The 23,227-nt window shown below is 32.4% G+C and carries 18 protein-coding genes and 1 tRNA gene; 11 read left to right on the plus strand and 8 right to left on the minus strand.

Annotated features, from left to right (window positions below; genetic code table 11):
* Positions 1-3: 3 nt before the first annotated feature.
* Entirely contained in the window at positions 4-1,515 is a 1,512-nt protein-coding gene (locus G4L40_RS00825) for a T9SS type A sorting domain-containing protein (protein WP_166235077.1), read from the plus strand.
* Positions 1,516-1,559: 44 nt separating this feature from the next.
* Here the strand turns inward: G4L40_RS00825 and G4L40_RS00830 are convergent, their stop codons facing one another.
* Positions 1,560-2,105 (minus strand): hypothetical protein, encoded by a 546-nt coding sequence (locus tag G4L40_RS00830; RefSeq protein WP_166235079.1) that lies wholly within the window; start codon positions 2,103-2,105, stop codon positions 1,560-1,562.
* A gap of 116 nt (positions 2,106-2,221) precedes the next feature.
* Here G4L40_RS00830 and G4L40_RS00835 point away from each other — a divergent pair, with 116 nt between their 5' ends.
* Positions 2,222-4,993: a 2-oxoglutarate dehydrogenase E1 component gene (locus G4L40_RS00835; RefSeq protein WP_166235081.1), complete on the plus strand. Its 2,772-nt coding sequence runs from the start codon at positions 2,222-2,224 to the stop codon at positions 4,991-4,993.
* 60 nt (positions 4,994-5,053) lie between these two features.
* Complete coding sequence (odhB, locus tag G4L40_RS00840; protein ID WP_166235083.1) at positions 5,054-6,271, plus strand: 2-oxoglutarate dehydrogenase complex dihydrolipoyllysine-residue succinyltransferase; 1,218 nt, start codon at positions 5,054-5,056, stop codon at positions 6,269-6,271.
* 68 nt (positions 6,272-6,339) lie between these two features.
* Here odhB and G4L40_RS00845 read toward each other — a convergent pair whose 3' ends face one another.
* Together G4L40_RS00845 and G4L40_RS13075 are read right to left on the minus strand one after the other, a co-directional pair.
* Positions 6,340-7,332, minus strand: a complete 993-nt coding sequence (locus tag G4L40_RS00845) for a hypothetical protein (RefSeq protein ID WP_166235085.1) — start codon at positions 7,330-7,332, stop codon at positions 6,340-6,342.
* A 116-nt stretch (positions 7,333-7,448) separates the two neighbouring features.
* Positions 7,449-7,571, minus strand: coding sequence for a hypothetical protein (locus G4L40_RS13075; RefSeq protein WP_262886046.1), 123 nt, complete (start codon positions 7,569-7,571; stop codon positions 7,449-7,451).
* 299 nt (positions 7,572-7,870) lie between these two features.
* Between G4L40_RS13075 and G4L40_RS00850 the strand changes: the two genes are divergently transcribed.
* The 3 genes from G4L40_RS00850 (at position 7,871) to G4L40_RS00860 (ending at position 12,738) form a co-directional block, all read left to right on the plus strand.
* The gene (locus G4L40_RS00850; RefSeq protein WP_166235087.1) at positions 7,871-9,577 is read left to right on the plus strand and encodes a helix-turn-helix domain-containing protein; all 1,707 of its coding nucleotides are present in this window, start codon (positions 7,871-7,873) and stop codon (positions 9,575-9,577) included.
* Between the two features lie 145 nt (positions 9,578-9,722).
* A complete protein-coding gene (locus G4L40_RS00855; protein ID WP_166235089.1) occupies positions 9,723-11,585 on the plus strand; it encodes a fibronectin type III domain-containing protein in 1,863 nt (620 codons plus the stop codon).
* Between the two features lie 40 nt (positions 11,586-11,625).
* Complete coding sequence (locus tag G4L40_RS00860) at positions 11,626-12,738, plus strand: hypothetical protein (protein ID WP_166235091.1); 1,113 nt, start codon at positions 11,626-11,628, stop codon at positions 12,736-12,738.
* A 52-nt stretch (positions 12,739-12,790) separates the two neighbouring features.
* Here G4L40_RS00860 and G4L40_RS00865 read toward each other — a convergent pair whose 3' ends face one another.
* Entirely contained in the window at positions 12,791-13,228 is a 438-nt protein-coding gene (locus G4L40_RS00865) for a retropepsin-like aspartic protease (protein WP_166235093.1), read from the minus strand.
* Between the two features lie 68 nt (positions 13,229-13,296).
* Here G4L40_RS00865 and G4L40_RS00870 point away from each other — a divergent pair, with 68 nt between their 5' ends.
* From G4L40_RS00870 to G4L40_RS00890, 5 genes are all read left to right on the plus strand, one after another.
* Positions 13,297-14,064, plus strand: a complete 768-nt coding sequence (locus G4L40_RS00870) for a TatD family hydrolase (RefSeq protein ID WP_166235095.1) — start codon at positions 13,297-13,299, stop codon at positions 14,062-14,064.
* A gap of 62 nt (positions 14,065-14,126) precedes the next feature.
* Positions 14,127-15,266 (plus strand): 1-acyl-sn-glycerol-3-phosphate acyltransferase, encoded by a 1,140-nt coding sequence (locus G4L40_RS00875; protein WP_166235097.1) that lies wholly within the window; start codon positions 14,127-14,129, stop codon positions 15,264-15,266.
* Positions 15,253-16,284, plus strand: coding sequence for an asparaginase (locus G4L40_RS00880; protein ID WP_166235099.1), 1,032 nt, complete (start codon positions 15,253-15,255; stop codon positions 16,282-16,284). The genes G4L40_RS00875 and G4L40_RS00880 overlap by 14 nt, the downstream gene beginning before the upstream one ends.
* Positions 16,285-16,340: 56 nt before the next feature.
* A tRNA-Ser gene (locus G4L40_RS00885) sits at positions 16,341-16,427 on the plus strand.
* Between the two features lie 25 nt (positions 16,428-16,452).
* A complete protein-coding gene (locus G4L40_RS00890; RefSeq protein WP_166235101.1) occupies positions 16,453-17,121 on the plus strand; it encodes a porin family protein in 669 nt (222 codons plus the stop codon).
* On the opposite strand, the gene G4L40_RS00895 is transcribed toward G4L40_RS00890, so the two are convergent.
* The 4 genes from G4L40_RS00895 to G4L40_RS00910 form a co-directional block, all read right to left on the minus strand.
* Entirely contained in the window at positions 17,116-17,727 is a 612-nt protein-coding gene (locus tag G4L40_RS00895) for a hypothetical protein (RefSeq protein WP_166235103.1), read from the minus strand. The genes G4L40_RS00890 and G4L40_RS00895 overlap by 6 nt on opposite strands.
* Before the next feature lie 4 nt (positions 17,728-17,731).
* Entirely contained in the window at positions 17,732-19,195 is a 1,464-nt protein-coding gene (gene rpoN / locus G4L40_RS00900) for an RNA polymerase factor sigma-54 (RefSeq protein ID WP_166235105.1), read from the minus strand.
* A gap of 94 nt (positions 19,196-19,289) precedes the next feature.
* On the minus strand, positions 19,290-20,738 hold the full coding sequence (gene asnS, locus G4L40_RS00905) for an asparagine--tRNA ligase (protein WP_111566274.1): 1,449 nt from the start codon (positions 20,736-20,738) through the stop codon (positions 19,290-19,292).
* A gap of 29 nt (positions 20,739-20,767) precedes the next feature.
* Positions 20,768-23,227 carry an efflux RND transporter permease subunit gene (locus G4L40_RS00910; protein WP_166235107.1) on the minus strand — a complete coding sequence of 820 codons (2,460 nt, stop codon included), beginning with the start codon at positions 23,225-23,227 and terminating at the stop codon, positions 20,768-20,770.

Raw genomic sequence — 23,227 nt, forward strand, 5'->3', positions numbered from 1 at the left:
AATATGAAAAATTACTTTTTATTTTTCCTTTTAAATTTTTCTTTAGCATTTTCTCAATCACCTTTGATTCAATGGCAATTATTTAGTAATAATAGTTATCCAGGTAATCGACCTAAAAAAATCCTTGCCACTAGTGATAATGGCTACTTGGTTTTAAGTACAAAAGACGCAAATTGTAAATTAGTAAAGTTAGATAACAATGGAAATGTAATTTGGGAAAGATCAATAGGCGGAAGTGGTAATGAAGACGCTGTTGATATTAAACAAACTAATGATGGCGGCTATATACTTATTGCTTCAACTCAATCAAACGATGGTGATGTAAGTGGTCATCATGGTTTACCCTTTGGTAGTAATACTCAAGATGTTTGGGTAGTTAAACTAAATAATCTTGGAATAATACAGTGGCAAAAATGTTTTGGCGGAACTAGTACAGATTTAGGAAGATCCATTATTCAAACTACTGATGGGGGTTATGTTTTTGCATCAAATTCAGAATCAATTAATGGTGACCTAAATGGACTTAGTTGTGGAGGAAATAATGATTATTGGATTGTAAAAATAGATACATTGGGTACAATTGAGTGGCAAAAATGTTTTGGAGGCACATATCATGATTATCCAATAGAAATTATTCAAACAGTCGACGGTGGTTATATAGTTGGTGGTCACTCAAATTCTACTAATGGTTATGTAACTTCTTATTATGGTAATTATGATTTTTGGATTGTAAAAATAAATAACTTAGGAACTCTTGAATGGCAAAAATCTTTTGGAGGCCAATATATGGATTTGATAACAGGAATAGTACAAACTTTAGATGGTGGGTACATTATTGGCGGTGGAACTAGTGTTGGTAACAGTGGAAATTTTTCATATGGTGGGGCATGGAGATTTCTTAAATTAAATAATTCAGGCAATATAATTTGGAATAAATCTTTGCCAAGTCATTGGGGGACACAATTTTCGCAAATGAAAATAAATCCTTCTAACGATCATATTTCGATTATTGGAAGCGATTATACATATGCTTCTCAATACAATACAAATATTGAAATAGATCATCTTGATCAAAATGGCAATCTTATTTCTAAATATACTTTTGGAGGAACAGCGGAAGATTTTGGAACAAGTGTAGATTTTACCTCAGATAATGGTTTAATTATTTTGTGTGATGCTAGGTCTACAAACGGTGATATAATATCAAGTAATCCATCTAATTTTAACAAAGTATGGATTGCTAAAATTTCGCCTCAAATTTTAGCAACCGAAAATTTCATATATTCAAACAAAGTTAATTTGTATCCAAATCCTGTTAAAGATTTATTGTATATTAGTTTGTTAAATTTTGACATATCTAAAATTGAGATATATGACAATTTAGGTCGTTTAGTTGTTAAAGAATTGTATAACAACAATGAAATAAATTTATCACACCTAAAGTCAGGGATTTACTTTGTTAATTTCACAAACAAAAATGGAGAAGTTGTTACAAAAAAAATATTTAAAGAATGAATAATCTAAATCAAATTTATTAAGGTTTGGTTTCGTAATAAGTATTAAAAATAAATTCTCACAAAAGGCATAAACGCCTCGGCATAAATATTATCTCTGTCTTTGTGCAAAACATTGTATCGAATTCCGAAAGTTACATTTTCATTGCGATAACCTGCTCCTAAAAACAAAGCTGTATTCCAAAAATCTTGTTTATCACTTCCATAAGAATCTTCAAAAGTTCTATTAACCCTTAATTGCTCTAATTCAGTTGATAATTGTAATTCCTCAATAGGATGAAACAGCGCGATTAAACTTCCACCATATAAGTTTGCGTTATAAAAATCTTTTTGCTTTACATAACTATATTGAGCTCCTAAACCAGCTGAAACATAATGATTAAAGTTATAAACTGCGCTTGGAGCAACCATAATATCTGCATAACCATTCCCTAGACCTAAACCGAAACCGCCTCCAAATTGTACATGACTCCAGAAATCACTTTTTGCTTTCATTTCGGTGTCTTCTTGTGCAGAAATTTCAGAATTGAAACAAAATAAAAACACAATAGTTAACAAAAATGTTAAATTCATTACAGAATTCTTTTTCATAATTCGATTTTCAAAAAATTAATGTTATAAAAGTATAAAAATCCTTGAAAGATTATCATAAAATGTTTTACTTTTGCGTAAAATTTTTAATTAAAAGGTCTTTCAGACAACACAATATGGATAGGTTTTCCTTTTTAAACGCTGCACACACTGCTTTTTTTGCAGATTTATACGAACAATATTTACAAAATCCAGATAGCGTAGAGCCAAGCTGGAGAAGTTTTTTTCAAGGATTTGACTTCGCACAAGCAGGTTATGGTTCTGAAGAATTTGCCGCACAAGTAGTTCAAGTAGCTTCGGGTGATTCAGGTGAAATTTCTGAAAAAATGCAAAAAGAGTTCAATGTTCTAAAATTAATCGAAGGATATAGAACTCGCGGACATTTATTCACAAAAACAAATCCAGTAAGAGACAGAAGACTTCACGGACCTTCTTTAGCTCTTGAAAATTTCGGATTATCGCAAGCCGATTTGAATACAGTTTTTGATGCTGCTAAAATGGTGAACATGAAGCCTTGTACTTTGGCTGATATTATCAAGCATTTAGAAAATGTATATTGCCAATCTATCGGAGTGGAGTACATGTACATCAGAGAGCCACACAAATTAGAATGGATTAAAAATCGTTTAGACATTAACGACAATTTACCAAACTTTTCAACAGATAAGAAAAAACATATCCTTAAAAAATTAAACGAAGCGGTTTCTTTCGAGAACTTCTTGCATACTAAATATGTTGGTCAAAAACGTTTCTCTTTAGAAGGTTGTGAAGCAGTTATTCCTGCTTTAGACGCTTTAGTAGAAGCTGCTGCTGACAAAGGTGTTGAACAATTCGTAATGGGAATGGCACACAGAGGTCGTTTGAATGTATTAGCCAACATCTTTGGAAAAAATACACAAAATATCTTCTCTGAATTCGACGGAAAAGACTACGATGAAGACGCTAACTTTGATGGTGACGTAAAATATCACTTAGGGTTGACTTCTGACAGATTAACGGATTCAGGTAAAAAAATCAACTTAAATTTAGCTCCAAACCCTTCCCACTTAGAAACAGTAGGTGCTGTTATTGAAGGAATCACAAGAGCAAAACAAGATAGAAATTATCCAAATGATTTTTCAAAAGTATTACCAATCGCTGTTCACGGTGATGCTGCGGTAGCAGGTCAAGGTATTGTGTATGAAATCATTCAAATGGCGAAGTTAGATGGTTACAAAACAGGTGGAACAATCCATTTAGTAATCAATAATCAAGTCGGATTTACAACTAATTATTTAGATGCACGTTCGTCAACGTATTGTACAGATGTAGCTAAAGTAACTTTATCGCCAGTTTTACACGTTAATGCAGACGATGCAGAAGCGGTAGTTCATGCAATGTTGTTTGCTTTAGATTATCGTATGGAATTTGGAACTGACGTTTTCATCGATTTATTAGGATATAGAAAATACGGTCACAACGAAGGTGATGAGCCTCGTTTTACCCAACCAATTTTATACAAAGCGATTTCAAAACATAAAAACCCAAGAGATATCTACGCTGAAAAATTAGTTCAAGAAAGCGTTATTTCGGCTAGCTTTGTAAAAGAATTGGAAGAAGCATACAAAGCAAAATTAGATGAAAATTTAGAAGCTTCACGTAAGAAAGACTTAACTGTAATTACACCGTTCATGGAGAATGAGTGGGAAGGTTACAAACAAGTTTCGGATGATGTAATGCTTCAAAAATTTGACACTAAGTTTGATAAAAATCAATTAGCAGAAATCGCTGATACGATTACCCAACTTCCATCTGACAAGAAATTTATCAGTAAGATTACGAAGTTAATCGGGGATAGAAAAAACATGGTTGAAACCAATAAATTAGATTGGGCGATGGGCGAATTATTAGCTTATGGTTCATTACTAAAAGAAGGTTTTGACGTACGTATTTCAGGGCAAGATGTGGAACGTGGAACATTCTCACACCGTCATGCTGTTGTTAAAGTTGAAGATTCAGAAGAAGAAGTAATTCTTTTAGATAAAATAAAAGATAAAAAAGGAAACTTTTATATCTACAATTCACACCTTTCAGAATATGGAGTTTTAGGTTTTGAGTACGGATATGCTTTAGCATCACCAAAATCTTTAGTAATTTGGGAAGCACAGTTTGGAGATTTCTCTAACGGCGCTCAAATTATGATTGACCAATACATTTCAGCAGGTGAAGATAAATGGAACAACCAAAACGGATTGGTAATGTTGCTACCTCACGGTTATGAAAACCAAGGAGCAGAGCACTCATCAGCTCGTATGGAGCGTTACTTACAGTTATGTGCAAAACACAACATGTACATTGCCGATGTAACTACGCCAGCCAACTTCTTCCACTTAATGAGAAGACAATTAAAAACAGAATTCCGTAAGCCATTAGTAGTGTTTTCTCCAAAAAGTTTATTACGTCATCCAGATGTAGTTTCTTCAATGGATGATTTAGCAAACGGACAATTCCAAGAAGTATTAGATGATCCAAACGTAACAGATAAAAAAGCGGTTAAAACGTTAGTATTCTGTACAGGTAAATTCTATTATGATATTATTGCAAAACGTGCTGAATTAGGTAGAAATGATGTGGCAGTGGTTCGTTTAGAGCAATTATTCCCATTAGCTGTGGACCAAATCAAAGCAATTATCGACAGTTATCCAAATGTGGATGATTACGTTTGGGCACAAGAAGAACCTAAAAACATGGGAGCTTATAGCTATATGTTGATGAATTTTGATTTAGTAAAATTAAGATTAGCATCACCAAAAGCATACAGTGCTCCAGCAGCAGGAAGTTATGAACGTTCTAAAAAACGTCATGCTAACGCTATCGCAATGGTTTTTGATAAAAAATTATTTCAATAAAAAACAACTCAATTATCACCCTAAGCTTGTCAAAGGGTAAACTTTTTAAAATAAAAAGATATGATTTTAGAAATGAAAGTCCCTTCTCCAGGGGAATCAATTAAAGAAGTAGAAATTGCTACATGGTTAGTAAAAGATGGTGATTATGTAGAAAAAGACCAAGCAATTGCTGAGGTTGATTCAGATAAAGCAACATTAGAATTACCAGCTGAAGCAAGCGGAATTATTACATTAAAAGCAGAAGAAGGTGATGCAGTAGCAGTTGGTGCTGTAGTTTGTTTAATCGATACAGGTGCAGCAAAACCAGAAGGTGGAGCAGCTCCAGCAAAAGAAGAAGCAAAAGCAGTTGAAGCTCCAAAAGCCGAGGCTCCAAAAGCAGCTCCAGTAGCTGAGAAAACGTATGCAACTCAAGCGCCATCTCCAGCAGCTAGAAAAATATTAGACGAAAAAAACATCGAGCCTTCTGACATTGTTGGAACAGGTAAAGGTGGAAGAATTACTAAAGATGATGCTGTAAACGCAGTTCCATCAATGGGAACTCCAACAGGAGGAAACCGCGGAACAGAAAGAACAAAACTTTCTATGTTACGTAGAAAAGTAGCAGAGCGTTTAGTATCTGCTAAAAACGAAACAGCGATGTTAACTACTTTCAATGAAGTAGACATGACAGCTATTTACGCTTTACGTGATCAATACAAAGAAGAGTTCAAAGCGAAACATGGTTTAGGATTAGGCTTCATGTCGTTCTTTACTAAAGCGGTAACTCGTGCTTTACAATTATATCCAGATGTAAATTCTATGATTGATGGTCAAGAGAAAATTTCTTATGACTTCTGTGATATTTCAGTAGCGGTTTCTGGTCCCAAAGGATTAATGGTTCCAGTTATGAGAAATGCAGAAACATTGTCATTCAGAGGTATTGAAGCAGAAATCAAAAGATTAGCAATCAGAGCTCGTGATGGACAAATCACAGTAGACGAAATGACAGGTGGAACATTCACAATTTCTAATGGTGGTGTTTTCGGAAGTATGTTATCTACACCAATTATCAATCCGCCACAATCAGGTATTTTAGGAATGCACAATGTGGTAGAAAGAGCTATCGTTAAAAACGGTCAAATCGTAATTGCTCCAGTAATGTACGTAGCATTATCATACGACCACAGAATTATCGACGGCCGTGAGTCAGTTGGATTCTTAGTAGCGGTGAAAGAAGCATTAGAAAACCCTGCAGAATTATTAATGGGTGGAAATGTGAAAAAAGCATTAGAATTATAGAACTATAAATCCCAATAATAAAATCCCAAATTCTTTTAGAGTTTGGGATTTTTCTTTAATTAATTTTTTTATGGTAAAGTGTTTATTGCAGCAATTAATTGTGCTTCAGAGCCTACTCCAGTTTCAGAAAGTGTAAAACTATAAATTGCATTAGCAGTTATTGTAACACTTTTAATTGCATAACGCCATTGTCCATTATCTTCAGTAATAAAAATAATATGGCATGCTAAACCAATTGGAACTTGTCCATAATGTTCAGAGAATAAGTCGGTATCATCATCATATGTATCTAATTGAGCAAGCCCATTTCCTAATCCGTCATAATGTAAATAAACCGCCGAATTTTGATTGTCATATCCAGTAGGAGCCGACACCAAAATGGTTGTTTTTGGATTTGGATCACTATAGAATCTATCAACATTTGTCCATCCAAAATTATTTAATAATGCATAATAAGTGGCATTAGCACCTTGACCTTCTACAAAAACACCTCCATTCCCTCCAGTTGCGTCTTCCTGTTCTTCCCAAACAATTCCAAGTGTATCATTTTCAATTCCATTCCACAAAGTCATTTCAGAATCACCTCCAGTATCAGTTAATGAAGTTGGAATGTTTAACGAAATAGGGCATGTAATTGCTAATTGTTGCCCATTTTTTGTTGCATTAATAAAAAATTCACCTCCAGAAACTAGCATAGCTTTGTCTCCACTAGGCATAATTCCCATTGTGGTAAAATTTGTTGCAAGCATAGTTCCGCCATCAAAAATCTCAACAAATTCTATATCAACAGTACCAGTAACTGGATTTCCATTTAAAGTAAGGCAATTACCATCTATAGAAATAGACACACCTTTAGTTGAAGTAAAATTAGCTACACCTGATTCTGCAATAAATTGAAAATTTTGTGTAATAGAGCTCAAAGCATCATCTCTAAGAGATTGAAGTTCTGCCGCACTTGGCAAGTTATTATCGTCATCATTGTTACAACTAGTAGCAAATAAACTCAATAATAGAAAAGCAACTATTGAATAAACGAATTTAAATTTTAGTACTTTTTTCATAATATTTGTTTTTGTTTATATTATAGATTGAACAAGTGTTAAAAGGTTGCGCCATTTTTAAATAAATCTGTTAAAAAGAATTAAAAAGCAGTTTAAATGCTTGATTTTTTATCATCTTAAATAGAAACAATGATTACAATAATCAATATTTCTTTTCCTTTACTAGAAATATAGGTACCAATAATACCATCAACTGGTTTGGTTTTGTAATTACGAAACACATCATTCACATGACTCATATCAAAAACAATAAAATAGTAATTACTCTTGTAATGTATGTTGCATTATAATACGATCACCGAATAATTGACGGGCGTGTTTCAATAGGATTTTGTAGTCGTTAAAGAAGCATTAGAATTATAGAAATATAAATCCCAAACTCTAAAATAATTTGGGATTTTTCTTTACTAAAAATTCTTAGTTTTGATAATATCCTAAAACAGTAAAAGTTAATCTCATAAATAATCTACAAAACAATATAGTTTTATTCTTATTTTAGCACACTTTAATTTTTAGTTTGAGTTACCAAGTTTTCAAGATGCATAAGTTTACTTTTTCTGTTATACTGCTATTATTTATTAATTTAATATTTGCTCAAGAATTGAGTGAATCAGAAATTAGTAGAACCCGAAGTATTCAGGAAAATCTTATATCAAATCCTGAAAAAGCCTATGCCGAAGCCTTGGAAATTAGTAATTCTAAAAACGAGTTGTTTCGTTTTTATGGCAAATATTACATAGCCAATTATTTTTACAACAAATCAGAGTTTACTTATTCAAAGAAACTGCTTATCAGACTTATAGAAAGTATTGAAAAAAGTAAGATGGATAAATCAAGTAAAGTGTATCAAGATTTGCTTGGAATGTGTGTAAACAAACTGTTTTATATCCATAAAAATTTAGGAGAATATGATTTAGCATTGTTTTATCTTGACAAATATAAAAACAGCGTTCCTAACAATCATTTTAACGAACAATATGGCTCCATAAAAGTAGCTATGGGCGATTATATTAATGGAATTGCTTTGTTAAAAAAAGAATTAAAAACTTCACATCACTTGAAATTAGGCGTTGGTGAAAAAAAAGTAATGAACAAAAAATTGTTTGCAGATAAGTATAATATTATTGGTGAAGCCTATCAAAAGTATTATATCCAGTCTAAAAAAGTTGTTTTTTTAGATTCTGCAAATTATTACTTCAATGTAGCAGCAACAATGATGTTACAAGATAATTTTCAGCCTGAATATACGAAGGCTTTATTGAGTATGCGCGAAGCAAAAAGTGCAGCTTTAGCGGGAAATTACGAGAAATCTTTGTCATTATATAGAAATAGAAAAAAATATCCTATCATTCGGGATAATATAAGAACTGAGCAGTTGTTTGATTTAGGAATGGCCGATTGTTTTCATCATTTAAAGCAAGTTGATTCGGCACTTTTTTACTGTAATAAATATATTGAAAGTTATCAAGTCACTAAGGTTTCTAAAGAAAATTTATTAATGACCTATAACATTATGACACAGTGTTATAATGAGAAAAATGACACTAAAAATGCGTATCGCTACGCCCAAAAAAGTTTAGAATTAATTCAATCAATAGAAGGGATAAAAAGTAAATCTTTAAATTTTCTTCACAATTACGATTTAAACATAATAAAAGAGGAATCTAAGAACATTATCGCATCTAAAAATTATTTTAAAATTTCACTTTTTGGCATTTTAATTCTTTTAGCTGTAGTGGTTTTTAGTTTTTATTATTATTACAAATATCAGAAAGAAAAACATTATCGCTTTTTAAAAATTATTCAAAATCTAAAAGAATCTAAGGTTTCAGATAGTAATAGTCTACAAATTGATAAAACCGAAACACAACCAAAACAAACAATAGATGAAGAGCTTATTGAAAAAATAGCTGTAGGTTTAAAAAAATTAGAGCAAAAAGAAACTTTTTTAGATCCAAACTTCAAATTGGCTTTTGTAGCTAAAAAATTAAATACCAATACGGCTTATTTGTCTCAATATTTCAATCAGGTAATGCAAAAAACCTTTTCAGAATATACCCAAGAACTACGAATTCATTATGTACTTCAAAAGCTGAAAGACGCTCCTTATTTTCGTAAATATACTTTGCAAGCTATTGCAGAAGAAGTGGGCTACAAAGATGCCAATACGCTCGTTCGTGTCTTTAAAAAGCAAACTGGTCTTTCTCCAAATTATTACATTGAAAAATTAGAAAATACAAATTAAGCATTTGTAAATCAATCAAATAAATCTTTTTTAATTACCTGATTATTTATAAATAGTCCAATAAACAAATTGGTCTACTACTTCTTATCTCATAGTTTTGATGGAAATTTAATCAAATTAAGCTTCAAATCATCAAAATCAAAAAATGAAAAAAAGAATTACTTTATTCTGCCTATTGGCATTTTTGTGTTTCATTCCAAATGCTATTGCTCAATGTACTTCAGCAACGTATGGATTATTTCCAGCTAATACCTTTACACCAAACTGTAGTGGAAACTATGAGACAATAACCAGTCAAAGTTACGCAGGTGAATACAGCAATGTAAATGTAATTGCAAACAAACAATATTCGTTTTCGAGCTCTGTATCAACGGATTATATTACAATTACAAATGCAACCGGAACTGTTGTTTATGCAAGCGGAACACAACCCGTAATATGGGATTCTGGAAGTACCACAGGTGTTATTCGTTATTACCTTCATTCCAATGCTAGTTGTGGTAGTGAACAAGTGGAAAGGTCTCGTTATATTCGATGTGCTGATGCATCAAACTGCGTACCACCTTCAAATCTGGCGGTATCAAATATAACATCCAATTCTTGTAAAATGACTTGGACAGCGGCATCACCAGTACCTTCTTCTAATTATGATATTTATATCGTTACAACAAATAACGCTCCTAATGCAAACTCTACTCCTACATTATTTAGTACAACTAACTTAACTACCTCTTTATCTTTAAATGTTGCAGCAGGTACTACCTATTATTATTGGATACGCTCTAACTGTGGAGCTACAACTGGAGTTTGGGTTTCTGGAGGTAGTTTTACTACACCACCAGCATTAATTTGTAACGGTGCAATTTATGGATTATACCCTAATGCAACTTTTACACCTGCTTGTACAGGAAGTACGGAACAAATAGTTGCAGATGCCTATGCAGGAGAATATTCAAATGTAAATGTATTATCAAATAAACAATATACTTTTACAAGTTCAGTTTCCACAGATTTTATTACAATAACTAATGCTACAGGAACTGCGATTTTAGCAAGTGGTTTAACTCCTTTAACCTGGTTATCTGGCACAACTTCTGGAGTAATTAGATACCATTTGAATACTAATTCTAGTTGTGGAACTCAAAGCACAAACAGAGTAAAATCGATTACATGTGCTACAATTTCAATTTGTAATGCTCCAACGCAATTATTTTATGATGGTTTAACATCTACAACTAATAACATTGCATGGGTAGCACCAATTCTTGCACCAAGTAATGGTTATATTTATTGTTATAGTACTGTAAACGATCCGTTTTCTGCAAATGCAATTACAGGAACAACTACAGAGACTTATGCAGAATTAAACAATTTATCGCCGAATACAACCTATTATTTTTGGGTGAAATCTAATTGTGGGACTACACAAACCGATTGGGTTTCTGGAGGTTCGTTTACAACATATCCAGCATCTGGTTGTAATGCTCCAACGCAACTATTTTACGATGGTTTAACGTCTACAACTAATAACATTGCATGGGTAGCACCAATTCCTGCGCCAAGTAATGGTTATATTTATTGTTATAGTACTGTAAACGATCCGTTTTCTGCAAATGCAATTACAGGAACAACGACAGAGACTTATGCAGAATTAAACAATTTATCGCCGAATACAACCTATTATTTTTGGGTAAAATCTATTTGTGGTACTACACAAACCGATTGGGTTTCTGGCAGTTCGTTTACAACCCAAATGCTAACTAATGAATCATTCTCAATAAAAAATTTGAAGCTTTATCCAAATCCAGTAAAAGATATTTTAAACCTTTCATTTAATAACGAAATTACAGCTGTTTCTATTTACAATTTATTAGGAAAAGAAGTGGTTACAAAATCTGTAAACAGCAACGAAACTTCAATAGATGTTGCGGGTTTAGCTTCAGGAACTTATTTGGTAAAAGTAACTTCTAATAATGAAGTAAAAACAGTGAAAATTATAAAAGAGTAAATTATATTTTTAAAAATAAACATAAAATTTTAACATCAATATGAAGAAACAAGTATTATTATTTGGATTATTACTAATGTCATTTGGCAATAGTAACGCACAACTATTAAACAAAATTAGTAAAGCAAAAAATCAAGCTTCTGATGCGTCAGAAGTTGTTGAAAAAGGAAAAGAAATTACCAAAGGTGGTAAAAAGAAAAAAGGTAGTGAACCAGCAGCATTAAAGTTAGACTGGAATACTTTTAAGCAAACTCCAGCTATTACTTTCAATTCGCTACTTTATGGAACTGGAAGCAGCACAGGAAGAATTGATAATTATACAGCTACTTTTGTCCCTCATAAAACGGCAGACGGAAAAGAAGTTCATGCATTCGCTGATCAATCAGGATACTTGAAAATTAAAATATATAAAGATGGTCAATACATGAATTATTTTGAATATTCAGGAGATCAAGTTTTTGATGATGGTAAAAAAACAAAACTAAATTGGCCAAGTAGTCGTTATCAACGTGATGGTGAATGGGTAGGATGGTCAGAATCATTTATCACAGATTGGGGAACTGGAAAGTATAGATTAGATTTTTGTGCAGGAGATAAAATGTTTTATTCTTTCGATTTTGAATTAGCTAAAATAGTAAGCGATGATCCTTATGCAAAAACAAATGAAATTTTTGTTACTCGTGGGCCATGGAGCAATTATGCATTTATGCAACATGCAGAATCAGGAAATTTAATTTTTGGATTTTATTTAAATCATGAGATTTTACAACCAAATCCTTCTAATGCTAATAAAACAAACATAAGTGTAGATTGGACTTTGAAAATGTTTAAAGATGGTAAACCATTCGCAAAACAATATGATCCAAATAAAAATGTGGCAATTGTTGAACGTGCTGATTGGAAAGAGTTTAATTGTGCATTAAGACCAATCGACAAACCAAATGGAGAAGCGATAAAATTTAGTGATTTAAAAGATGGTAATTATAAAGTTGAAGTAACTCTTTCAAATGAAAAAACACCAAGAGTTTACAATTTTACGGTTCAAAATAATAAGATAGTTCCAATAGAAGAACAAGACAGAACCAAAATGAAAGATCCGACAAGATTAATAGAAGGATGGAATGATTTCATTTGGTTAAAATTAGTTAAGTAATAAATAATATAAATCCCAAATTCAAATTGAGTTTGGGATTTTTCTTTAAATATTATTTCAGATACAAACAAGAATTACTATAATCAATAATTGCTTTCCCTTTTAGCAGAACATCAGCTCCAATAATACCATCAACTGGTTTTGTTTTGTATTGAAGTAATGCTTCATTAACATGACTCATATCAAAAACTATCAAATGAAATCTATTATTCTTCCAGCTTCCCAATCGAATTTCATTGTTTTTAGCTAATTGAGTTTCCATGCCAACAGCACCTGCTCCTGCAGCTTTGGTTTCTGAAAATTGTGCATTTAAAAAAAAGCGTTCGATACTTTCAAAACCTACACAACTATTACTGGCACCTGTATCTAAAATAAAGTTACCCTTAATGCCATTTATCTTTGCAGTAATTAATAAATGTTGGGTTTTTAAAACCTTAAATTTTACTTTTTTATACTTTTTCTCTTTTAAAAAATCTTGCAAATCTTCCATAATTCAAAAGTAAATCAAATTTCTGAATCAAACTTTGTAACTTTGCTACTTTGTAATCCAACCAACAAATGATACTTACCGACACACATACACATTTATATTCAGAAGAATTTGATCAAGACAGAAATGAAATGATGCAAAGAGCCATCAATGCTGGAATTTCAAGAATGTTTGTCCCTTCAATTGATTCAAATTACACCCAAAAAATGTATGAATTAGAAAAACAATATCCCGAAAATGTATTTCTAATGATGGGCTTGCATCCAACGTATGTGAAAGAAAACTATTTAGATGAGTTGGCACACGTGGAACGAGAATTGGCTTCGAGAAAATTTCATGCTGTAGGCGAAATCGGTATCGACTTATTTTGGGATAAAACTTTTTTGAAAGAGCAACAACATGCCTTTCAACACCAAATTCAATTGGCAAAAAGGTACAAATTAGGAATCAATATTCATTGTCGTGATGCTTTTGATGAAGTTTTTGAGGTTTTAGAAAGTGAAAAAGCAACAGATTTATTCGGAATTTTTCATTGCTTCACTGGTGATTTCAGTCAAGCCCAAAAAGCAATTTCGTTAGGAATGAAATTAGGAATTGGCGGAGTAGCCACTTTCAAAAACGGAAAAATCGACCAATTTTTAAATGAAATCGATTTGAAACACATCGTTTTAGAAACTGATTCACCATATTTAGCACCTGTTCCTTATCGCGGAAAACGCAACGAGACTAGTTATACATTACTAGTTGCGCAAAAATTGGCTGAAATTTATCAATTACCGGTAACCGAAATTGCAAAAATTACGACAGAAAATTCACAACAAATTTTCGGAATTTAATTCAAAATTAAAGGACAAGTCATAAAATTTTTGTTCATTTGTGCATTGTTTTCAAAATTAACATGACAAAATTCGATTCTATTCGTCCGTATTATGATTCAGAAGTAAACGAAGCTTTAAAATCTTCGTTAAATCATCCTATGATGAAGGCTATGATGGATTTTACCTTTCCAGAAATGGAAGAGTCAGTTTGGAAAGAGCAATTGAGTAGAACTCATTCTATTCGTGATTTCCAGATTAATTTTGTGTATCAATCCATTCAACGGGTTTTAGAAAGAAGCTCAGAAGGTTTATCTACTTCTGGTTTTGAAAAATTAGAACCTAATACTTCCTACTTATTTATTTCAAATCACCGTGATATTATTTTAGATACTTCTCTATTAAATGTATCGCTATTTGATCATGGATTAGTAATGACTGCGTCTGCCATTGGAGATAATTTAGTACAAAAAGATTTTCTTTTAAAATTGTCAAAACTGAATCGTAATTTCTTGGTTCAAAGAGGATTATCGCCACGTGAATTATTGCAAAGTTCAAAATTGATGTCAGAATACATGTATCATTTATTGTCAAAAGAAAATCGTTCGGTTTGGATTGCACAACGCGAAGGAAGAACAAAAGACGGAAACGATGCTACTCATCAAGGTGTCTTGAAAATGCTAGCAATGGCAAATGACGAGGAAAAAGTGATGGACTTTTTTAAGAAATTAAAAATTGTTCCAGTATCTATTTCCTATGAATATGACCCAACTGATGCTTTGAAAATGCCACAACTTCTAGCACTTTCAAAAGACGAAGTATATATCAAAGAAAAAAACGAAGATTTCATAACGCTTTTAAGTGGAATTATTGGTCAAAAGAAACGCATTCACATTCATGTAGGGGATGTTTTGGAAAACGAATATGAAAAAATAAAAGCCGAAACCGACAATAACAACAAGCAGATTCAAGCTCTAGCCCAAGTGATAGACGATTCTATTTTACAATCGTACAAACTGTGGCCAACCAATTTTATTGCTTACGACATCCTATACAAAACCTCAAAATTCGCACACTTATATGACGAAAAAGAACGTCAATTGTTTGAGCGAAGATTAGAAATGCGCATTGATGCTGATAATGAAACTATGAAAGAAGGATTTTTAGCTATGTATGCCAATCCTGTGGTGAACAAACTAAAATATACCCATGACATCGCATAAAGCAAAAATATTGCTAATTTATACCGGTGGAACTATCGGTATGGTGAAGGATTTTGAAACTGGAGCCTTAAAAGCATTTGATTTTAAAGAATTACTGAATCGAATTCCTGAATTACAACTTTTAGACTGTTTAATCGAAACCATCTCATTTGAAACGCCTATTGATTCTTCCAATATGGATATTTTGAGTTGGCAAAAAATAGCTAAAATTATTGAAGAAAATTATTCAAAATTTGATGGATTTGTAGTGCTTCACGGTTCTGACACCATGTCTTATAGTGCTTCAGCATTGAGCTTTATGTTAGAAAATTTGGCTAAGCCTGTTATTTTCACAGGTTCTCAATTGCCTATTGGTGATTTAAGAACGGATGCTAAAGAAAATTTAATTACCGCGATTCAAGTAGCTTCATTGCAAAACAATAAAAAACCTGTAATTCAAGAAGTGTGTTTGTATTTTGAATACAAATTATACCGTGGGAATAGAACAACCAAAATAAGTGCTGAACATTTTAATGCATTCACTTCACCCAATTTTCCTGAATTAGCCGAATCAGGTGTACATTTAAGAGTAAACTCTGATTTGATTTTAACCAACAAATCAAATAAAAAACTTAAAGTACACACCGCTTTTGATGATAATGTAGCCATTTTGAAACTATTTCCAGGGATGAATGAAAAAGTATTGACTTCCATTTTTAGCATTCCAAATTTAAAAGGAATTGTTTTAGAAACTTATGGTTCGGGCAATGCGCCTACTGAAAAATGGTTTGTTGACGCTTTAGCACAAGCCATCAAAAACAATATTCACATCATTAACGTAACACAATGCAGTGGTGGTAGCGTTGCTATGGGGAATTATGAAACTAGCACACAATTGAAGACCATTGGCGTTATCTCTGGAAAAGACATTACCACAGAAGCCGCAATTACGAAACTGATGTATCTACTTGGTCAAAACGTAGCCAATTCTGTTTTCAAAACAATATTTGAAACCTCCATTCGAGGAGAAATGCAGTAATAAATGAGCTAAAATTTTTATTCCATTATTTTTTTGCATTATTTTACATAGATTTTAGAGAGGTGTCCGAGTGGTTGAAGGAGCAAGCCTGGAAAGTTTGTATATGGGTAACTGTATCGAGGGTTCGAATCCCTTCCTCTCTGCTGATTTTCATTTTAAGGCAAAGACATGAAGAAATTTCACTACATCGTACTTTTTTTATACACTATAATTGGTTTTGCGCAAACCGATGTAAAAGTGGCGGATTCATTGTTTAGAGAAGATCAAATTTATTTTTCTGTTTCCTATAATTTTTTGCAAAATAAACCCGATAATTTTAGTCAATATTCTTTTTCGGCTGGACTAACTGCCGGTGTTTTTAGGGATTTTCCGATTACAAAAAACCGTCATTGGTCTATTGCGCCAGGATTAGGCTACTCTTATAACGATTTAAAACAAAATATAGAAATTCAGACGGTTTCACCTTATTCGCCTACTCCAGAAACTGGTATTGTAAGAAGTCGTATGATTTTACATTATTTGGAAATGCCTTTAGAAATCAGATGGCGTAATGCTTCTCCCGATAGTCATAAATTTTGGCGTATTCACACGGGTTTAAAAGCAAGTTATCTATTAGGTGGAAAATTTAATTATGAATCTACAACACTTGGAAATGGAAGCGAAAACATTAAAAATGTCTTAAATAAATTTCAATATGGCGTTTATGTTTCTTTTGGATTCAATACTTGGAATCCGTATATTTATTATGGGTTAAACCCAATATTTGACAAAGATAAAACAGCTGTAGAAAATAATGTTACTGCGTTAAATATTGGTTTGAAGTTTTACATTTTATAACCAATACTTAAAAAGTATTACTTGTGGAAGCAATCCGATAGCAATTCCTGCTATTAATTCAATTGGAGTATGCGCTTTCATATATAATCGTGAAGAAGCTACCAGTCCAATACAAACAATGCAAAAGGCAATTAAATTCACAAAAGGTAGTTGATAATATACACTCAATCCATAAACAAAAGCTGTTAAAGCACTAACACCTATCATGTGCAAACTTGCTTTGAATTTTAGGATAACCGATGCTAAAACCAACACTGCACTAAACAATCCACCCAAAAAGAAAAAATAGAGTTCTGTAAATATTTCTTTTGAAACGCTGTACTTTATTAACACAAATAACAAAACTGCTTGAACCGCGATTGGCATGCGTCTTTCGGTTAAACTGGCTTCTGTAAATGAACTTACAACACCTAACGATCGAAATAAAAAATACATCGATAAAGGCAATAAAAAAGTTAAAATAATGACTTGCAGTAAAGTGATGTAAATTTGAGAATCGTAATAAAAGTTACTCGTAATCAAAAAGAAGAATAAAGTACCATATAGAGAAACAAATATGGGATGAAAAATATACGAGAAAACAGGTAATATTTTTTTTAAATCCATTTTGTTAGATTTTTTTTCTCAAACGCGCTACTGGAATATCTAATTGCTCGCGGTATTTTGCGATGGTTCTTCTGGCAATTGGATAACCTCTTTCTTTTAAAATTTCAGCTAATTGATCATCTGGTAAAGGTTTCTTTTTATCTTCTTCTGAAATAACTTGCTGTAAGATATTTTTAATTTCGATAGTTGAAACTTCTTCGCCTTGGTCATTTGTCATGGATTCACTAAAGAATTCTTTGATTAATTTCGTGCCGTAAGGTGTGTCCACATATTTGCTATTCGCCACACGCGAAACCGTTGAAATATCTAAACCAACCATATCAGCAATATCTTTTAAAATCATCGGACGAAGTTTTGTTTCTTCTCCTTCTAAAAAGTATTCTTGCTGATAAAACATTATCGCATTCATGGTCACATACAATGTTTCCTGACGCTGTTTAATCGCATCAATAAACCATTTTGCAGAATCTAATTTTTGTTTAATAAATTGAACCGCATCTTTTTGCGAATTCGATTTTTCAGAAGTGTCTTTATAACTCTGTAACATTTCCTGATAATCTTTAGAAACGTGCAATTCTGGAGCATTTCTTCCGTTTAACGAAAGTTCTAATTCGCCATCAATGATTCGAATGGTAAAATCAGGCACAATATGCTCCACCGCTTTTTGATTACCGTCGAAACTTCCTCCAGGTTTTGGATTTAGTTTTTCGATTTCGTCAATGGCTTTACGTAGTTGTTGTTGCGAAACATCAAATTTTTGCAATAATTTATCGTAATGTTTTTTGGTAAAAGCATCAAATTGTTGCTCTATTACATTAATTGCTAATGCAATAGAATCCGAAGGCGTTTTGTGTTTTAATTGTAATAACAAACATTCTTGTAAATCGCGCGCACCTACACCTGCAGGTTCTAAATCCTGAACCAAATGCAAAATACGTTCTACAGTAGCTTCATCGGTATAAATACCTTGAGTGAAAGCCATATCATCAACAATATCTTGAATTGTGCGTCTGATATAACCCATGTCGTCGATACTTCCCACCAAAAACTCAGCAATATCACGCTCGTCATCAGTTAAAATAAAAGTATTCAACTGATTGATTAAATCTTGATGAAAACTTACCGGAGCCGCGAAAGGCATTGTTTTGTCTTCATCATCATCGCTGTAATTGTTGGTTTGGTATTTGTAATCAGGCGTTTCATCATTGCTTAAATATTCGTCAATATTGATGTCGCCTGTGTCGATATGGTCGTTGTCGTAATCGTCATAATCATCAGTATCACTTCCATAATCATCTAAATCGTAATTATCTTCCTTGCTACTTTCTTCCAAAGCAGGATTCTCTACTAATTCTTCCTGAAGACGTTGTTCAAAAGCTTGTGTAGGCAATTGAATTAACTTCATCAACTGAATTTGTTGAGGCGATAATTTTTGAGATAATTTGAACTGTAAACTGTGTTTTAACATTAATGTTTGTTTAATTGATTTAATCGTTTAACTGTTGAATTGTTTATTAAATTTACGATTTAACACATCAACAGTTAAACAATTTAACAAGATCCTAAAATTCTGCGTTTTGTGGTGTTCTTGGGAAAGGAATTACGTCTCTAATATTACCCATTCCGGTTACAAAAAGCACTAATCTTTCAAAACCTAATCCGAAACCTGAATGAACAGCTGAGCCAAATCTTCTAGTGTCTAAATACCACCAAAGTTCTTCTTCGTCGATTCCTAAGGCTTTCATTTTTTCTACTAAAACATCGTAACGCTCTTCTCTTTGAGATCCACCAACGATTTCTCCAATTCCTGGAAACAAGATATCCATTGCTCTAACGGTTTCTTTTCCTGGTTCAGTATTGTCGTTCAAACGCATGTAAAACGCTTTAATTTTTGCTGGATAATCAAATAAAATTACCGGACATTTAAAGTGTTTTTCTACTAAGAAACGTTCGTGCTCACTTTGTAAATCAGCACCCCATTCGTTAATGATGTATTGGAATTTTTTCTTTTTATTTGGTGTTGAATCTTTTAAGATATCAATAGCTTCCGTATAAGAAACACGTTTGAAGTTGTTATCTAATACAAAACTTAATTTTTCTAACAGCGTCATTTCGCTTCTATCTGCTTGTGGTTTTGATTTTTCTTCTTCTAAAAGTCTTGCTTCTAAGAATTTCAAATCATCACCACATTTATCAACTGTATATTTGATAACGTATTTGATGAAATCTTCAGCCAAATCCATATTATCCGCTAAATCGTTGAAAGCCACTTCTGGCTCAATCATCCAAAACTCAGCTAAGTGACGAGACGTATTTGAATTTTCTGCACGAAATGTTGGTCCGAAGGTATAAATTTGACCTAATGCCATAGCAAAAGTTTCGCCTTCTAATTGTCCAGAAACGGTTAAGTTGGTTTGTTTTCCGAAGAAATCTTCTTTATAGTTGATGCTTCCGTCTTCGTTTCTTGGAGCCGAACCGTCAATTGGTAAAGAAGTTACTTGAAACATTTCTCCAGCACCTTCAGCATCAGAACCTGTGATAATAGGCGTATTTACATAGAAAAATCCTTTTTCTTGGAAATATTGATGCACTGCAAACGCTAAAGTTGAACGCACACGCATAATAGCTCCAAAAGCATTGGTTCTAACACGTAAATGTGCATTTTCACGTAAGAATTCTAACGAGTGTTTTTTTGGTTGCATTGGGAATTTCTCCGCATCGCTATCGCCTAAAATTTCTAACTTCGTTACTTGAATTTCTACTTTTTGTCCAGCACCACGGCTTTCTGCCAAGGTTCCGGTAACGCAAATAGCAGCTCCGGTTGTAATTCTTTTTAATGTTTCATCAGGTGTGTTTTCAAAATCTACCACACACTGAATATTATGAATGGTCGAACCATCGTTCAACGCAATGAATTGATTGTTTCTAAATGTTCTAACCCAACCTTTTGCTGTTACTTCATGTAATGTTTTCGTGCTGTTTAAAAGGTCTATTACTTTTGAGTGTTTCATTTCGATTTATGATTTATAATGCAAATATACTATTTCTCGTTTGAATTTTCTTCTTCAATATCTTCTTCATCAAATTCGTTAAATTCAATTTTATCTACTTCGCCAACTTCTTCATCACTTAGGATATTGATAGTTGGTTCTACAAATTCTTGCTGATTAGCTAATGTTTTATTTAATGTTAAAACTAGCGAGGGTAAGAGTACTAAATTGGATAACATTCCGAATAGTAATGTTATGGAAACTAATCCTCCTAGTGCAATTGTTCCTCCAAAACTAGACAACATAAACACCGAAAAACCTGAGAATAAAACAACCGAAGTATAAAACATGCTCAAGCCTGATTCATTAATGGTTGCAAAAACAGATTTTTTAATTTTCCAATTATTTCTTGTTAGTGCTTGTCGATATTCTGCCAAAAAACGAATAGTATCATCTACTGAAAGACCAAATGCAATTCCAAACACCAAAATAGTTGAAGGTTTTAATGGAATATTAAAATAGCCCATAATTCCAGCTGTCATTAATAATGGCAATAAATTAGGTACTAAAGCAACAACTATCATTTTAATTGAGCGGAACATAAAAGCAATCAACAAAGCCGTTATGAACACAGACAATAACAAAGATTGAAGTAAATTATCTAATAGATATTTTGTTCCTTTTTGAAACACAACTGCCTTTCCGGTTATTGAAACTTCATATCGTTCTTTTGGAAATAATTCGTCAATTTTTGATTGTAGTTTAGACTCTATTATGTCTAAATTATTGATTCCTTCATCTTTTATAAAGGTGGTAATTCTGGTATATTGACCCGTTTCATCCACATAACTTTTCATGATATTATCCTTACTATTTTTTACCGAATTTTTTGCAAACGATAAAATGAACGCTTGTTCTTGTGAAGTTGGTAATTCATAATATTCCGGATTGTTATTGTAATAAGCTTGTTTAGAATATTTAACTAAATTAACAATAGAAATAGGCTTAGATAATTCAGGAATAGAATCTATAGTTTCCTGAAGTTCGTCCATTCTTTTTAAAGTAGTTAATTTCATGACACCTTTTTTCTTTTTGGTATCAATCATGATTTCGATTGGCATAACACCGTCAAATTCTTTTTCAAAGAAAACGATATCATCAAAAAAGGCCGCCTTTTTAGGCATATCTTCTATTAAACTTCCAGAGATTCTCATTTTGAAAATTCCAAAAATACCGGTTGCTAATAATAAAATTGCTACAGTATAAACAATAGTTCTTTTGCTTTTTATGGTTTTTTGAATCCAATTTAAAAAGCTTACGGCATAACTTCTTTCTAAGTGATCTAAATGGCGTTCTTTTGGAATAGACATGTAGCTGTAAGCCACCGGAATTACAAATAGACACAAAAAAAATAACGCAATAATATTAATAGAAGTAACTACTCCAAACTCTTTAAGCAATTCATTATTAGTTACGATAAATGTTGCAAATCCAAAAGAAGTGGTAAGATTTGTGATCAAGGTTGGCGTTCCAACTTTTGTTATTACACGTACTAAAGCTTTGGCTTGATTACCATGAATTCTACACTCTTGATGGTATTTGTTGGTTAGAAAAATACAGTTTGGAATTCCAATAACAATCATTAAAGTTGGTACTAAAGCGGTAAGAACAGTGATTTCATAACGCAATAATCCTAAAAATCCAAAAGACCACATTACACCCACAATCACAATACACATTGAAATCAAAGTGGTTCTAAAAGAACGGAAAAAGAAAAAGAAAATCAATGATGTTATTCCAAGTGCTGCACCAATAAACAAACTGATTTCGCTAATAATATATTCCGAATTTAAAGAACGAATGTATGGCATTCCCGAAACGTGTAAATCTACTTTTGTTTCTTTTTCAAAAGCTTCAATAGCTGGAATAATTTTATGTAAAACTAGATTCTTTCGTTCAGGAGTGTTTACAATTTTTTTGTCTAAATAAATCGCTGAGCGAATGATGCCTGATTTATTATATAACAATCCTTCATAAAAAGGCATTTGTGTTAGAAGTTCTTTCTTTCTTTCTTTTAAATAAGCAGCATCTTTTGTTTTTGCAGGATCAAGTAATGCCGTTAATTCGAAAGTAGATAAACTATCGTTTTTTTGTAATCTTTTTAAATCATTTAAAGAAATAATAACCTCAACTTCTTTGTTTTGCTTTAATTGAAGCATTAATTTTTCCCAAGAAGCGTATATTTTTGGCGAAAAAATAAGACTATCTTGTATTCCTACAACGATTAGATTTCCTTCTTCTCCAAATTTTTCTAAAAACGAATTGTATTCTATATTGGCTTTTTCAGAAGCGGGTAACAGATTTGCTTCTGTGTTGGTAAACTTTATGTACTTCCATTGCGAAGCCATAAAAAGGGTAAAAAGGGCAACTAAAATTAATAATCCTATTTTATTTCTTAGTATTTTACTGGCGATAAAATCCCAAAAACTGGTGCTTAACCACTTTAACAT

The organism is Flavobacterium celericrescens (genome assembly GCF_011392075.1).
Lineage (GTDB): Bacteria > Bacteroidota > Bacteroidia > Flavobacteriales > Flavobacteriaceae > Flavobacterium > Flavobacterium celericrescens.